This window comes from Ferruginibacter sp. (assembly GCF_049840995.1).
Lineage (GTDB): Bacteria > Bacteroidota > Bacteroidia > Chitinophagales > Chitinophagaceae > Ferruginibacter.
This window is the reverse complement of the sequence record NZ_JASGIP010000003.1, coordinates 1,358,188-1,373,222: the sequence shown is the minus strand read 5'-3', so window position 1 is coordinate 1,373,222 and position 15,035 is coordinate 1,358,188. Positions and strand designations below refer to the sequence as shown.

Sequence of the window (15,035 nt, the reverse complement as noted above, 5' to 3'; positions counted from 1 at the left end):
GTCGAAGGGTCAAATAAAAAAACTACTATTAAAGATCAGGTTAATACTTATCATCATGTTTATAAAGATCCATTCAGCAGGATAAATGTATCAAGGTCTGATGGCATGTTTGTATATGATGGCGGGAAAATAAATTCCATTTCGAAGTTTTACCCTGAATTTATCTCTTTAGGTAGAAATCCGACCAATAGTCATATTTTCCTTGGAGATTCACTCGTAATTCTCGGTTCTGAGAATGAGGTTGGGATATTATTATGGAATTATAAAACGCATAAAGTCTCTTCAATCAATAAAGATACAAGCAGTATTAAACTTGCATCAAATATTGTAAATAATATTTACTTGGATGAGAGAAGGAACTTATGGATTCTGTCTGACAAAGTAATAACAATTATAAATAGCAATTTCACTAAAACGAAATTTATTACACTAAAAAATGATCTTGATAAAACAGCTTATACATTTTTCTTTGATATATGCGAAGCCAATGGGTATTATTGGATCGCTTCCTATAGCAATGGTATAATACAATTGGATTCATCACTAAATATTAAACAAGTTTTCAGTACAAAGAGTGGACTTAGTGATGATGGCGTTTATCAGGTATTTCATTTTAGTAACAATTTAATAATAACGACTAATAATGGCCTCTCTGTTTTTGATCTTACAACTCATAGTTTTAAAAATTATTACGAAACCGATGGGCTACATTCTAACGCTTTTGAAGAGGTAGCTGCAGTAATAAAAGACAGCCTGATATATGCAGGGGGGTTAAAGGGATTTACTATTATTAACCCTGGTTTATTTTCTATCAATAAACAGATGCCTATTTTATATCTCGATAAAATATCCTTAGAGACTTCCAGCGGCAAAATGGATACAGCCAATCTGAATTTTAAATCATTTGCTATTGCAAATTACATTCTACAAACTACCGTATCATTTTCAGCCCTTAATTATAACAACCCTAATCGTACAACATATTCATACCGGATACTTGAACGATCCTATGACTGGATTAACCTCTCCACTCAAAACTTCATTACTCTTATCGGCCTCTCCCCCGGCACTTACCACCTCCAGGTAAAAGCCGCCAACGAAGATGGCGTATGGAGCGAACCAAAAGAACTCATTTTGATCTTCCTTCCCAAATGGTACCAAACCTGGTGGTTTTACCTGTTAGTAGCATTGTCCATTGCTGCCATCCTGTACGCATTGTATCGTTACCGCATTGCGCAGATAAAAAAACAACACCAGATAAGAAAGAACATTGCTACGGATCTGCATGATGACCTCGGCAGCACGCTCAACAGTGTAAAGGTATTTACCAATCTTGCCATCAGTGGTGTAAAGCAGGAAGAAAGCCTGCAGCAGGTAAAAGATAATTTAACGGAAGCAACGATGAGCCTGCGGGATATGATATGGGTGCTGGACGATTCTTTGGATACAGTAGACGAGCTGGTTACAAGGTTGAAACAATTTGCAATACCTGTTGCAGCGGCCAGCAATATAGAAGCGATCATAAAAGCAGATAGTGAAGTTAGTAACCGGCAACTTACCAAGGAAGAAAAGCGTAACCTGTTTTTAATATGCAAAGAAGCCGTCAATAACAGTATCAAATATTCCGGCGCAACTGTAATAAGTGTAAATATAACTCCTGCTGCCAAAAAAATACAGGTAACTATAAAAGACGACGGAAAAGGTTTTGATATCGGATCTGTAAAAAAAGGTTACGGGTTGAAGAATATGCAATACAGGGCCAGCCAGATCAAATATACAGTGTCACTGGATTCTGCAACGGGTAAAGGAACCACAGTCAACATAATGCCTGCATAGGCTTACTACCGTATTTACCCCTGTTGTTTTTTCCGTTATTTTACTATTGTATTTCAGCATATTTTTTCTCAATTTTACCAAAGCACCAAATGATGCTTATGGCTGCTGTCAACAACTTGTTTTACATTCCACTCCGTTGAAAGATCTACACCCAATTATCTGCAACTGGCAAAACTCCCGCAATAATTATTGCAATTCATTATTTCAACAAACCCGGTCAGCCGAAAACGGAATCAAGAGTAGGCAATAAAAATATTTTATGGCAGTAAAAGACAACCAGCTGGTTATTAACCTGGGCAATTTTAATCTCACCGATGACCAACGCAAAACTTTACAGGATGCAATACATGCTACGATGGCCAAACAAATCAAAGCCATTGGAAAAAAGAAGAAGCAGGCTCCTGCGCCTGTAGCTGCGCCTCCACCCAAGGCCTTAACAGGGAATGCTGCAGTGGCTGCAGTAGCCCCCGTGGCTGCTACAAAGACCGCCAACTTAACCGTTTCATTTACTTCTGTTGCTATTGGTAAAAGCAAGCTTACTGCCAGTTTTGGCAATCAATCAAAAACGATCACGCAAAGTGATACGATCACTTTCACCGGTCTTAGTCGTGGAGATAGTATCAGCATTGACGGCACCAGCCTTGGCAGCACCACTATCACAATTGATATCAACGCCAATCCCGCTCAAATGAATTTTACACCGGGAAATTTTGATGATAATTTTTTGATCAGGTAATTAAAAACAGTACCATGAAATACAAACTACAAAAGATATGCTTTACCCTGTTATTAAGCATGGCTATGCTCAGTAGCATTGCGCAGACCAAAGCTCCGGCAGCTACGATATTTACTGCAGACTCTTTAGTAAGCGGTAACACCAAAGATGTGTTGACCAGTTTTTTCCAGCTGGCTTTTGATAACCTGATCGGTCAAAAGAAAGAACTGAATTTTAATTCCAACCCGTTTGCAGTAATGTTGAAGAGCAATCCCAATTTAAATCTTGATAAATACTATACTAAATACAGACCCTGGAGAAAACTCAATTTTGGTTTTGGTTTAAAGCTGGATACTTCTTATCGTTTCAATGGTTTTTCTTCCAGTATTAAATATTCCATCATTGACGAAAGGGATCCGACAACTTCCAACCTGCTTTTTACAAGATTACAGATTGCCGGCTTTGCCGATGAAAGGGAAATACTGAACAAGGCATTGATGGATTCTGCACAAAAGATATTCAAAGCCAGTGCGCAAACAGATGCAGACTTTGATCAACTATCTAATTTCAGGGATACCGTATCTATTTTCTTTAACCAGAAAATTGCCTTTAAAGACCTGGGCAAGAATTTTCAGCAAATGGTGTTAAGCCTTGCTGCAAAAAATAAACTGGTACAAATACAAAAACTACTCACAGAAAATCCGGCCACCAGCCTCAAGAGTAATGATCTTAAAATTTACGACAGTCTTAAAAATGCGATCAAAAAATGTTTGTTGTGGACGGTCAGTATCAACGATACCACTTATCAAAAGCAATTCTTCTTTTCCAATGTTGTCATCAACAGCGAGCTATCCAAAGGGATATTTGAGCCCAGACCCGGTGCCAATAATGTAGAACTGAATTTAAAAGCCGCCTGCAATTTTTTAACAGATACCCTCCGTTCTGCAAAAAATTTAAAAAGGGTACTCTTTAGTTTTGAACCGGGTGTTAACTGGGTCATCAGGGATAAAAACAGCGATCGCTCTTACTTTGAATTAAAGCTCAGTGGCAGTTACTATCATAATTTCAGCAGCCTTTACGCAAAAGAAAGAAGGGACAGCCTTACACTCAATACCGTCATGCGTATCCGGGTCATCAACGATATCTGGATACCACTCGAAGTAAAATACGATCCCAAAACGGGCAATGTATTTGGCTTTCTCAACATAAAAGCAAATTTTACAGCATTGGGTAATTTATTCAAGAAAGATTCATAGGCAAGCAGTCTTTAACTTTTAAACCTATACAATAAAAAGTTATGTCACGCCAGTCAATCATCGATACAGCCGCTTCGCAAAACGGCGTGGTGGAATCTCCGCCTAATTCCAATAAAACAAAATACGGCAAGTGGTATGGGCTGGATGGTGTAAAGTGGTGCGCCATTTTTGTAAGCTGGGTGTACGACCAGGCCGGTCATCACCTGGAACGTGTGGACACTGCCAATGGTTATCAATCCTGCCAGTCGGGGTATAATTTCTGGAAGCGCAATGGCTGCTTTGTAAAAGATCCGCAACCCGGCGATATTGTTTTGTACGACTGGGGCGGCGATGGTGTTTGTGACCATACCGGCATTTTTGTAAAATGGATGGATGCCGAAAAAACCATACTGCAGGCATGGGAAGGCAATACCGAGAAAGGCAACGACAGCGATGGTGGTAAGGTAATGATGCGGGAAAGAAAACGCTCGCTGGTAAAAGCTTTTGTAACACCAAAAGTGTTGGGTGGCGTTGCGGTACCTTTTACGGATGATCTATTACAAAAGGGCGATTCCGGCAGTGATGTGGCCAGCTTGCAGAAAATGTTATTTGATCTCAATTACAACATCCGGGTGAATGGTATTTTTGGTACTGATACTGAAGCTGCAGTAAAAGAATTTCAGCAAAAAAATAAATTACAGGTAACCGGCATCGTTAGTCCGGAAGTTGCAGGTGCCATAGCAGAGGAACACAGCCTGCCCAAAGTACCAGGTAAAAAATTCAGTACCGGCTCATACCTGCGTAAGGGCGACAGTGGCACAGCAGTTTTATTAGTGCAGCAGGCATTGAATGCAAAAGGCATTGTACCTAAAATAGATGAAGATGGTGTATTTGGCAGCAATACACTCAAATCGGTAAAAACATTTCAGCAGCAGCTGGCGCTGGAAGTGGATGGTATTGTTGGCCCGATCACCTTACAGGCGCTGGGTATAACGGATATCTGACCTGTTACCTTCTCGCCAGTACAATAGTATGCTTAAACTGCTTTTTCTTTCCCTGCAGGTTAAATATCTCTGTATAGATGATGTAAATACCAACCGGTAGTTTTTGATCCTTCTCTCCCAACCCATCCCAGCGGTACTGGCCACTGGTGCCACACAATGCATTGCGCTGCAGGTAGCGCACCACTCTTCCGGTTGCGTCAAAAATGGTGATGGATGCCACATATCCCGGCGAAGGGAAATTATAACTTATGGTGGCAAAATCATCCAGCCCATCATTATCGGGCGAAACAATTTCCGGTGTTACCGTGATCGTGCCCTGTACGCCATCATTTACCTTGTACTGCGAATTTTTATAAGTGGGTGTGCCATAACCCACGCTGCTGGCGGCACTGTGCCAGTTATCCTGTTGCTGTGTGGGGGCATTGTAATCTATCCTTTCCAGCGCAACACCTTCGTCATTATCGATCAGTTTAAAATGCCATTTCTCATCATACTGCAGCTCATCTGTAATACTGCCTTGCGCATTTAAAATGATCACATCGCCTTTATCATCATTATAAGATGGCATTGCGGGCACTGTAACAAAAGCATCCCGGTTGAGTGTAATAAAATCCCTCTTGATCATATCAGGGTCTTCTGTTATCACCATAAAATCTCCCGGAAAGAATAAATAATTATCCGCACTTAATTGTTTGATGTTACTGATAACATTTGTACTGTTGCGGTTGGCAATAAACAATTGCTTCAGGTCAATGATCTTTTTACTGCGGTTATAAATTTCCACATAGTCGGTACCGTTAGTTTTTGGATTGAACAGTATCTCATTTACAACAATGTCCACGCTGTCTGCCACTTCACTGATACCCAGCCTTGCCGTATTATTTGCCGCAATTATATTGCCGGCACAATCTGTAATGGCCGATGCTGTAACTGTATAAACCTTGTTCCTGCTGAGTGCAGTATTCAGTTTCAAACTCACTTTATCAAATACAGGCGCCGTAGTAATGGCTGATTGCGGCGTTCCGATACCATCGCTGATGCTGTAATTATTTACAAGCGCCGCTTTAGCACTATCCAGTGATTCGTCAAATACCAATACAATATTTACACTGTCAGTTGCATAGGCTCTTAATAATTGCGGTGCATTTACATCTGCATTTGCAGCATCTGCCGAATTCTTTTTACCCGGTGTGCCGCCGTTAAGGTCAATACTTGCTTTCCAGTTATTAAAACCTGTACAGGGATTTTTTGTATCGATCATTTCCAGGGTCCAGCCACCATCTTTCTTTAATTCATTGCCATACCAGGCATCGGTATAATTCACCGCATGAATGATCTTGTTTTGCGGACTGCGTAAATACAGCTGGTCGCCGGTATTATCCAGCGAAGGAAAACTGGTAACGGTGATCACGGGCCCATAAACACTCATGGCCGTTGCTGCACTGGCAGTGCAAATGATCACCACGCTGTCGGGTTTTAAATTATAGGCAGGCATGGTACCACTCTGGCCTGTGGCATCGCCAATGCGCCAGCCCAGTAAATTAAAAGTGATGGTGGAAGTGTTTCGCAACTCGATCCATTCATTATTAGGCAGGCCCACCTGCGGCGAAGGATCGGCCATTATCTCATCTATTACAATATCAAAACGGTTGGCAGTTTGTGCAGCAGCACAAAGAGAATTGATGATAAAAGCAACCAGCAAATAGTACTTACCAGGCATACATTCCTTTTTAAAATGAATAAAATGTTTTACAAAAGGAAGTAAGGTGGTACTGCAAGTGCCTGGCAGGCAGGGATTACGGCTCCGGCATCGTTTGCATAATGTAAATATAAATAATTTGGAGAAACTAATTGTTTGCATTTACTTTGTGTCACAAATGCAAACAATAAAACACATAAAACATTCTAAGAAATCTTTTCCCGCAGAGAAGGTGTGATTTGTTTTATGTTTAAAATAAGTACAGGCCTTCCTAAACGGGAAGGCTTTTTTTTAACCATTAAAAACCTCTTTAAAAAGAGAACGGGGGGAAACAAATTATGAAAGTTGCAGTAGTAGGCGCCACTGGTTTAGTAGGCAGCAAAATGTTACAGGTATTGGCAGAAAGAAATTTTCCGGTAGATGAACTGATACCGGTGGCTTCTGAAAGATCCATTGGTAAAGAAGTGGAATTCAAGGGAAAAAAGTATAAGGTGGTAAGTTATGCCGATGCCATTGCAGCCAAACCTGCTGTAGCTATATTTTCTGCAGGCGGCAGCACTTCGCTGGAACTGGCTCCTCAATTTGCCGAAGCCGGCATTACAGTTATTGATAACTCCAGTGCATGGCGTATGGACCCTACCAAAAAATTAGTGGTGCCCGAAGTAAATGCCAACGTATTGACTGCAGCTGATAAGATCATTGCCAACCCTAACTGTTCTACCATACAGATGGTGGTGGTATTAAAACCATTGCACGAAAAATATAAAATTAAAAGAGTAGTAGTAAGTACTTACCAGAGCGTGACAGGTACCGGCGTAAAAGCGGTGGACCAGCTGATGAACGAAAGAAACGGCATTACTGATGGTGCAATGGCGTATAAATATCCTATCGACCTGAATGCAATACCTCAAATAGATGTGTTTTTGGACAATGGTTATACCAAAGAAGAAATGAAAATGACTAATGAGACCAAGAAGATCATTGGTGATGACAGTATTAAAGTAACCGCTACCACCGTGCGTATACCGGTAATGGGCGGGCACAGTGAAAGTGTGAATATTGAGTTTGAGAACGATTTTGACCTGGCCGAAGTTAGAAATTTGTTAAGTAATGCACCGGGTGTTGTAGTGCAGGATGATATTGCGAACTTTGTATATCCTATGCCTTTGACCGCTCACGAAAAAGATGAAACCTTTGTGGGCAGGATAAGAAGGGACGAAACACAACCTAACACTTTAAACTGCTGGATAGTGAGTGATAACCTGCGTAAGGGCGCTGCTACCAATGCCGTACAGATCGCAGAATATTTACTGGCTAACAGCCTTTTGTAAACAATGACAAAACTGGTTTTAATACTGGGCAGTTTTTTTCTGTTCAATACAATTAGTGCACAGCAAACTATTGCTGTGCACTTTTTATATGGTTCCAAACCTGCAAAGGGTTACAAGGGCACCGAAAAAAAATGGTTCGGCGGCATCAAGGGTGGCCATGTAACTATTGAAACCGGCGACAGCATCATCGGCTTTCAACCCGGAGGCAATTGCCATGTGTTTGGTAAAAAAGAAAAAGCCAATGGTTATTTCCGTGCCGATCAAAAGTCAAAATGGATCAAAGACACCGTTTCATTAAAATACGCCACAGTATTGATACCTGTGGATGATGTCCACTACAACAAACTGAAAGCCACCGTAAACAGTTACCTGCAAAAAAGCCCTTACGATTATGCTGTATTCGGCATGCGCTGCGCTGCCGCCACTTATGATGTACTGGAAGATGCCGGCATTGTAAAACAAAGGACCCGTATGGGTAAATGGGTCTCCTTTTTTTACCCGCAATTACTGCGCAGGCGTATTTTAAAACTGGCCAGCGAAAATAGTTATGCCGTAGTGCGAACTAATGGAAGGGTAAGCAGGATTTGGGAGAAAGAATAAGCATAACAATTATTGCCACAGCACCAGTTTTCCACTCTCCGCTGCATAGCTGCGTCCATTGCTGTAAATGATATATTTAAAACGATGCGCTTTTGCAGGCATATTGCCGGGCTGTGTAAATAAGTTGATGTTATCGTAATGTGGATTGGCATTTAAACTGTCTATCAATTGAGGCACCGTTGGATAACTTATAGTAGTGCTGCCATTGTAATAAGCCGCATAGCCCGTCTTAAAAAAACTGCTGATATTCTGCCCTGCTGATATCCCTTTAAAATCATTGTTGCTGGTTATTACCAGCGAATCTATTTTGTACCGGTAACCCGAATCGGTATAATTGCCACAATTGCACCGGGTGGCATAAGCGGCGTTTACAAACTGCGCCATGGGATTAACCGTGCGTTTTGCAATAAGCGTATAATTGAACTGTATGCTGGCAAAAAAAGTATCCATCACTTTCACCGTATCTTTTACATCCTGGCCTGAGTGGCTGTATTCCAACGCCCTTGTAGAAGAAAGCTCCCGGTGAAAATTTCCTTCCACGCATTTGCAGCACCCGATGTATAATACATGGATGAGTATAAAACCTATGGGTAGTATCAATATCTTTTTCAAACTCATTTTAATAAGGATGCCTTTATGCAATAAAATGCTGCTTAAAGATAAAAGAGGCTTATTGAAAGCATGGTATACCACTACGTTTAAAATTAGTTAAGGCCCATTACTGAATATCCATTATAATTGATATCTTTAATTAAGCTTCGAAAGTTTCGCTTCTTAATAAGAAAACTGAAGTCATATTTTCCGTAACCTTCCTGTTAAAAACAACACAGCTGTTGAAATGCTGTTGCTTAAATCCTTTAGTTTATAGAACATTAAAAGAGAGAAAACAATGAAAACAAAATTCATCATTTTATTTTTAGTAGTATCATCATGCATGTATGGGCAGACAGGTATTTTAGAAAAATACAAAGTCGCAGCAAGTTCATTAAGAGAAGACAACTTTTCAAATGCCTATAAAATACTAAAAGAAATAGAGCCCCAATGCGATTTAAGCGACACCATTTATAATTACATTCTGTGGGACTATGTAAATGCAACAACTCAGGTAGAGAAAATATTTAGGGATAAGGAAATATTTGACAGCTCTTTAGCTTATGGACTGGAAGCATTGAAGCTAATAGAAAAGGGGAAACCGGTTTTTGATGAAAAATTCGGTGAGAGAGAATACTGGATGGTAAAAAATATCATTGTGTCATACTATGGTTTAGGGCAAATTGACAAGGCGCAAAAGTATAAGGATATTTTATACACTGCCTATAAAGAAAAGAAATTACCTCAAAGCACTATAGGTAAATATTTTAATTTCTCCTTTTTCAAGTGGGATGGCAAAAATGTTTGGGGGTACGAATGGTATGCAGATCTACCTCAGAATCGAAATGAAAGCAGTTTTTCAAAAGTGGTTTACTATGTTTATAGTACAAACGCTGACGGCACTGATAAAGAACAGCTTTTCAGGCTGCATGTTTTAATGTTCCATAAAATTGATCCTTCAATTAAATTTGATTACGTATTAACAAAGCGCCTCGAAACAGCAAAAAATGAAGTAAGTGGTACCTTATATGCATACACTTATAATGAAAACATAGACTTCAAAAAATTGCAAAATGATATTAAAGAAGTTTTAAAAGGGAATTACCAGCCGGAAGCCCAGACAATAATAAAAAAAGAGTAAAACAAAAACAGCAACCCAAAATTATTGTTCCTTTAATTGTTGCTTTTTTGCCCAGGATGCTTCCGTTACTTCTTTAAACCAAAATAAAAAATCTATAAAGTCATTGGGTATCAACATCGCATTTCGTTTCTTTTAACTTCAGCTTCTTATTTTTTATACAACTGGTAGGTCGACCACAGATCATGATACTCTTCGGCAACAGCGCCATCAAAAGGTCCGAATTTCTTTTCAAAACTATCCAGGTATCTTCCTGCTCTCTGGCTACCCGATACATAGGCCCAGAACAACCTGTGTGCGGTCAGTAAAATACTATCGCCGGCAGTTTGCTTTGTCAGTTTATTATAACTGTTCAGTATTCTGCGTATCACAGTTGTGGTGTATTTTGGCAGGTCTCTTTTAAAAAAAGAGGTATGCTTTATTGCAGCACTGTCAAAATAATACCTGGTAATATAAAATGGCACCCACTTGATCTGCTGCTGCTTATTAATTGCAAGGCCGTATAGTTCCTGCACCGTTAAGGTATCATTCTTCATTAATATATTACAGGTTTCAGTTGCATCCCATTCTTGAAGTATCTTATTCTTACCGCACTGGAACAAAATAAATTCCGAATAAGCAACATCTTTTTTGCCTGCCTCAACGGTACCACAAAGCCCGATCGTTTTTCCATTCTTAAAAGAATATACTTTATTCGCCTTGCCTGTTGCACCCAGGTTATTTTCGGGGCAATTGCAGTTTTTATTTTGTGCAAAAGAAAACTGTGTGAAGGAAATTGACATAATAAAAAATAAAAATTGTCGCATAGTTATATTTATTTCCAGTTCTGATTATCACGCAAGTCAAAGAATAATTGGTAAAGCCGTATTAATCCAAAACTTCCTGCTTCACCGTAATCAAATATCGCCTTACTACTGCCGTCGGCGAAAACCACTTTTAGTTTACAGGCAGGAAGATTGTTGCCTGGGTGGCATATAAGTTATCGAGGCTTAAAATATTAAGATAATTGATTAATCCCATCAGGCTGTCCATTTTGTCTTTACTAATCGTCGCTTTAAAATCCCCTGTCTTGCTGTTATATCCAATTGCTGCATATTTTGCCGAGCCATCATCATAAACGCTCATATTGAATACAGGGCATTGCCCAAAACAAATCCCGGTTTCAAAAAATATTGACTTGATCTTTTGGTTCTTTAAATCCCGATTTAACTCAATAAAACTTTCATATTTGTATACCAGTGTGTCAATATATTTTACTGCATTGTGCGGAGGGTCGTTCGCATAAGGTGTATCTATGTCGAAAAGGCTGTCTGTAGTATATCGTGTTCTGTAATGCCCAAAAACAATTGCCGGTTGCTCATCAATATAAATCAGCTTTACTATATTACATGAGGTTGGAGGGAAATTATCTATTTCGTGAACAATAAACTGCCCCCGGCCATTATCAACAATGGCAAAGCATTTATAAAAGGGTTCGGCATTGTTTTTATATTCCAGGCTTACTATTGCAAACAGGTCAGTTAAGTTGTCCCGGTTAAAATCTGCCTTTTCCCAGTTTTTATTATCACTTTTAAAAAAAGTTTTCTCGCATTGAACTTCATCAGGGGATGACCCTTTTTTTCTAAATGAAATAGTATAAATTTCAGAGTTGTAATCTTTCAATGCAAGCTCTGACACAAATGCTATAACTTCTCTGTCAGACTTTAACGAATCTATCCTGTTAGCATGCAAGGTATTTACCAGGCACAATAAAACTATAGTAACAAAGAGTTTCATAATTATATCCATCTATATAGCTTGATTTAAGTTTTGGCTTCATCGGCCTCACTCGCATTAACATACCTTCACCCATAGCAAAGGCCATTGTCATCGTCAATAAAAGCTTTGAAAAACCGGTTACAAAGAATATACGGATCTTTTCGGGCTATCTCAAAATAATACTTTTTTATTAAAAGAAAATACAAAAGCGCACAGCAATCGTCAACACAAACAAAAACAGCAACCCAAAAGTTGCTGTTCATTTATCATTTCAAATTACTTAACTGATCACCCAGGTCTCATTGCCCTTTAATAATTTATCCAGGTCGCCCTTACCTCTTTTGGCAATGATATCATCTATCTGCAGCTGCATCACATCTTCGTAGCAGGCCCTTTCCGTTTCATAGAACACACCAAATGGTCTTGGTAAATGCCCTTCCAGCCTCGGATCATCAAACATGCGGATCAGTATCTGTGCTTTATAAAAATCTTTTTCATCATGCACCCATAGATCATCGGTGCTGGCGCCTGCGGCAAGATCAACGATCACCGGTTTAAAACCATCCAGTTTGATACCTTTATTTTGTGTGGCGCCAAATACTAACGGTTTCCCCTGCTCTAAAAACAACACTTCATCTGCCTTGGTGCTTTTTTCGGTAAATATTTCAAAAGCGCCATCATTAAAGATGTTGCAGTTTTGATAGATCTCTAAAAACGAAGCGCCCTTATGTGCCTGCGAACGGAGCAACATGGCCTGCAGGTGTTTGGGATCCCTGTCCATAGTACGTGCAATAAAGCTGGCATCTGCACCCATGGCAAGCGCCAGTGGATTGAACGGATGATCGATACTGCCGTAAGGGGTGCTCTTGGTAATTTTATTTTCTTCTGATGTGGGCGAATACTGGCCCTTGGTCAGTCCATATATCTGGTTGTTGAACAACAGAATGTTGATATCAAAATTCCTGCGCAGCAAATGGATGGTATGGTTACCACCAATGCTTAAACTGTCGCCATCACCGGTCACCACCCACACACTCAGTTCGGGCCGGGCAGCTTTTAAACCACTGGCAACTGCTGTGGCACGGCCATGGATACTGTGCATACCATAGGTATTCATGTAATACGGAAAACGGCTGCTGCAGCCGATACCGCTTACAATTACAATATTCTCTTTAGGAATACCCAGCGTGGGCATTACTTTTTGTACCTGTGCTAAAATGGAATAATCACCGCAACCGGGGCACCAGCGCACTTCCTGGTCGGTTACAAAATCTTTTGAGGTTAAGGGTGTAGCAACCGTTGCTGTTTCTGCCATAATATTCTTTTCAATTGAGTATGGGCTAAGTTCCGAATTAATTTTTAAATAACCTTTTATAATTAAAAAATTAACGGTATTTGCAACCCCGTAGCCCGCTTTATAGTCTTCTGGGTAAAACTTTATGGATCTTTTACAAATACCCCCTTCAGTTACCAGTGCTTCTTTAGATTACCTGGGCCGATTGAAAGAAATGGCCTTTACCTGGGGCCCTAAACTGGCTGCTGCCGTATTGATCTACCTGGTGGGCAGCTGGATCATCCGCCGCATCACCCGTATGATATCCAGGGTGCTGATGGCCAAACATTATGAACCCTCCCTGCAAACCTTTTTGGCCAGCCTGGTAAAAGTAGTGCTTACCATACTGCTGCTGGTAACCGTGCTGGGCGTGGTAGGTGTGGAAACCAGCGCTTTTGCTGCATTGATAGCTGGTGCCGGCCTGGCCATTGGCGCCGCACTCAACGGCTCGCTGGGCAACCTGGCGGGTGGCGTAATGATGCTGGTATTCAAACCTTTTAAAGTGGGTGATCTTATTGAAGCACAGGGGCAGATCGGCACCGTAAAAGAACAGGCCATTTTTAATACCATATTACTGAGCCCGGATAATAAAACCGTGATACTGCCCAATGGCCCTTTAAGCACGGGTGCCATTATCAACTACAGCACACATGGCAATTTAAGGGTAGACCTTGTGATGGCTATCGACCCAACCATGAATATTGAAAAAGCAAGGCAGGTGGCGATCGGCGCCATGCTTACGCATCCAAAAGTTTTACAAACACCGCCGCCCGAAGTAAGTGTATTAAAAGTAGGCGATGGTATGATAACCCTTGCCATAAGGCCTTACACAGCACAATCCGATTACTGGGACGTATATTTTGGTGTGCAGGAAATTGTAAAGAATGCTTTTGATGCCAATGGTATCAACGGGCCCGTGCCGCATCGTGTTATCATCAATAAATAAATATCTTATCATAACAGGCAGCATTCAAACTGCCTGTTATTTTTTACATACTTACCAGTTCTTCCCAATACTCTGCTGCCCTGCGGGTATGCGGTATCACAATAGTGCCGCCTACAATATTGGCCACTGCAAATACTTCATACATTTCGTCGGTGGTCACGTTCAACTCATGTGCTTTGCCCAGGTGATATTTGATGCAATCGTCGCAGCGCAGCACCATGCTTGCCACTAAGCCCATCAGCTCTTTTGTTTTTACATCCAGTGCACCGGCGGCATAGGTGTTGGTATCTAAATTCCACAGGCGTTTTATCACCAGGTTATCTTTACTTAAAATAACCTCGTTCATTTTAGTGCGGTAGTCGTTGAATTCTTGTACTAAGCTCATTTTTTATAATTGTTTTTAGAAATAGGCTTTTATAATTTCCATTTTAAAGTTAGGTTTAAAATTCAAGATCCTCCTTTCCCCATTTCCGGCATTACATTTCCCCGCCCTCCAAAAAAGCGTTATTTTTACCCGGTAAATAATGGCCATGAGCAATAATACCCTGCAGATCATCAATCAACTGTTTGAAATTCAGTACAAAATAAAAGAACTGGGACAAGCCCAGGGTTTTGAAAGGAATTTTAACCGGCTTTCTGCTATATTTGAGGAAGATGGCTTTATTATACAAGACCCTACCAATGAAACTTACAACGACTCCCGCACGGATTGCGAAGCAAGCATTGTGGGCAGTGTGGCCGCTAAAATGAAAATTACCAAAACCCTCAAGCCCATTATTTATAAAAAGGCCGACAGCGCTGTTCAGTTAGTGCAAAAAGCTGTGGTACTTGTAGAAAAAAATTAAACCG

General features: G+C 40.4%; 15 protein-coding genes. 9 read left to right on the top strand and 6 right to left on the bottom strand.

Annotated elements, in window-relative coordinates:
- The first annotated feature begins 105 nt into the window (after nucleotides 1–105).
- The 4 genes from QM738_RS07725 to QM738_RS07710 all read left to right on the top strand — a co-directional run bounded on the left by QM738_RS07725 (nucleotide 106) and on the right by QM738_RS07710 (nucleotide 4,790).
- Nucleotides 106–1,836, top strand: coding sequence for a sensor histidine kinase (locus QM738_RS07725; protein WP_462276705.1), 1,731 nt, complete (start codon nucleotides 106–108; stop codon nucleotides 1,834–1,836).
- 259 nt (nucleotides 1,837–2,095) lie between these two features.
- Complete coding sequence (locus QM738_RS07720; protein WP_462276108.1) at nucleotides 2,096–2,572, top strand: hypothetical protein; 477 nt, start codon at nucleotides 2,096–2,098, stop codon at nucleotides 2,570–2,572.
- Between the two features lie 14 nt (nucleotides 2,573–2,586).
- Entirely contained in the window at nucleotides 2,587–3,807 is a 1,221-nt protein-coding gene (locus QM738_RS07715; protein WP_462276107.1) for a hypothetical protein, read from the top strand.
- Between the two features lie 41 nt (nucleotides 3,808–3,848).
- Nucleotides 3,849–4,790: a peptidoglycan-binding protein gene (locus QM738_RS07710; RefSeq protein WP_462276106.1), complete on the top strand. Its 942-nt coding sequence runs from the start codon at nucleotides 3,849–3,851 to the stop codon at nucleotides 4,788–4,790.
- A gap of 4 nt (nucleotides 4,791–4,794) precedes the next feature.
- On the opposite strand, the gene QM738_RS07705 is transcribed toward QM738_RS07710, so the two are convergent.
- Nucleotides 4,795–6,510, bottom strand: coding sequence for a lamin tail domain-containing protein (locus QM738_RS07705; RefSeq protein ID WP_462276105.1), 1,716 nt, complete (start codon nucleotides 6,508–6,510; stop codon nucleotides 4,795–4,797).
- A 317-nt stretch (nucleotides 6,511–6,827) separates the two neighbouring features.
- On the opposite strand from QM738_RS07705, the gene QM738_RS07700 reads away from it, so the two are divergent.
- Together QM738_RS07700 and QM738_RS07695 are read left to right on the top strand one after the other, a co-directional pair.
- Nucleotides 6,828–7,820, top strand: coding sequence for an aspartate-semialdehyde dehydrogenase (locus QM738_RS07700; protein ID WP_462276104.1), 993 nt, complete (start codon nucleotides 6,828–6,830; stop codon nucleotides 7,818–7,820).
- Between the two features lie 3 nt (nucleotides 7,821–7,823).
- Nucleotides 7,824–8,420: a hypothetical protein gene (locus QM738_RS07695; protein ID WP_462276103.1), complete on the top strand. Its 597-nt coding sequence runs from the start codon at nucleotides 7,824–7,826 to the stop codon at nucleotides 8,418–8,420.
- Between the two features lie 9 nt (nucleotides 8,421–8,429).
- Here the strand turns inward: QM738_RS07695 and QM738_RS07690 are convergent, their stop codons facing one another.
- On the bottom strand, nucleotides 8,430–9,032 hold the full coding sequence (locus QM738_RS07690; protein WP_462276102.1) for a hypothetical protein: 603 nt from the start codon (nucleotides 9,030–9,032) through the stop codon (nucleotides 8,430–8,432).
- A 277-nt stretch (nucleotides 9,033–9,309) separates the two neighbouring features.
- Here QM738_RS07690 and QM738_RS07685 point away from each other — a divergent pair, with 277 nt between their 5' ends.
- The gene (locus QM738_RS07685) at nucleotides 9,310–10,152 is read left to right on the top strand and encodes a hypothetical protein (RefSeq protein WP_462276101.1); all 843 of its coding nucleotides are present in this window, start codon (nucleotides 9,310–9,312) and stop codon (nucleotides 10,150–10,152) included.
- Between the two features lie 146 nt (nucleotides 10,153–10,298).
- Here QM738_RS07685 and QM738_RS07680 read toward each other — a convergent pair whose 3' ends face one another.
- From QM738_RS07680 to QM738_RS07670, 3 genes are all read right to left on the bottom strand, one after another.
- A complete protein-coding gene (locus tag QM738_RS07680) occupies nucleotides 10,299–10,931 on the bottom strand; it encodes a hypothetical protein (RefSeq protein WP_462276100.1) in 633 nt (210 codons plus the stop codon).
- Nucleotides 10,932–11,085: 154 nt separating this feature from the next.
- Nucleotides 11,086–11,925: a DUF6438 domain-containing protein gene (locus QM738_RS07675; protein ID WP_462276099.1), complete on the bottom strand. Its 840-nt coding sequence runs from the start codon at nucleotides 11,923–11,925 to the stop codon at nucleotides 11,086–11,088.
- 262 nt (nucleotides 11,926–12,187) lie between these two features.
- The gene (locus QM738_RS07670) at nucleotides 12,188–13,222 is read right to left on the bottom strand and encodes a 2-oxoacid:ferredoxin oxidoreductase subunit beta (RefSeq protein WP_462276098.1); all 1,035 of its coding nucleotides are present in this window, start codon (nucleotides 13,220–13,222) and stop codon (nucleotides 12,188–12,190) included.
- 124 nt (nucleotides 13,223–13,346) lie between these two features.
- On the opposite strand from QM738_RS07670, the gene QM738_RS07665 reads away from it, so the two are divergent.
- On the top strand, nucleotides 13,347–14,186 hold the full coding sequence (locus QM738_RS07665) for a mechanosensitive ion channel family protein (protein WP_462276097.1): 840 nt from the start codon (nucleotides 13,347–13,349) through the stop codon (nucleotides 14,184–14,186).
- A gap of 43 nt (nucleotides 14,187–14,229) precedes the next feature.
- Here the strand turns inward: QM738_RS07665 and QM738_RS07660 are convergent, their stop codons facing one another.
- The gene (locus tag QM738_RS07660; protein WP_462276096.1) at nucleotides 14,230–14,571 is read right to left on the bottom strand and encodes a carboxymuconolactone decarboxylase family protein; all 342 of its coding nucleotides are present in this window, start codon (nucleotides 14,569–14,571) and stop codon (nucleotides 14,230–14,232) included.
- 145 nt (nucleotides 14,572–14,716) lie between these two features.
- Here QM738_RS07660 and QM738_RS07655 point away from each other — a divergent pair, with 145 nt between their 5' ends.
- Nucleotides 14,717–15,031 carry a hypothetical protein gene (locus tag QM738_RS07655; RefSeq protein ID WP_462276095.1) on the top strand — a complete coding sequence of 105 codons (315 nt, stop codon included), beginning with the start codon at nucleotides 14,717–14,719 and terminating at the stop codon, nucleotides 15,029–15,031.
- Nucleotides 15,032–15,035: the final 4 nt, after the last annotated feature.